General features: G+C 42.2%; 1 pseudogene. It reads left to right on the top strand.

The window, feature by feature from the left end:
• Positions 1-268 (top strand): annotated as a pseudogene (locus CWC02_RS20590) (ATP-binding protein); the annotation flags it as partial.

The raw sequence follows: 268 nt of genomic DNA, 5'->3' as shown, positions 1-268 counted from the left end.
CCACCCTCTTAACGCCACAGCTAAATCGATTATACTCAGATACCTACGCGCTGGATTATCGCTGTGACTTACCAGTGTGGTATTATGAATCGGCTACTAATATCAACTTTATTCCTGATAACTTTGAAGCCCCCGCTGGCTCTGCGGATTTTCGTCGGGTTGAATACAACAATACCGTATATTGGCAATTAACCCTTACCGTTATTTTAGAAAACATTGACCAATCAGAGCATGCCCGTTTTATCCTATTAAAGCGTAATTCTGCCCT

It is taken from the genome of Pseudoalteromonas sp. S2721 (genome assembly GCF_005887425.1).
GTDB classification, from domain to species: Bacteria; Pseudomonadota; Gammaproteobacteria; order Enterobacterales; family Alteromonadaceae; genus Pseudoalteromonas; species Pseudoalteromonas simplex.
The sequence above is the reverse complement of the archived record's forward strand: the minus strand, read 5'-3'. Positions and strand labels throughout refer to the sequence as shown.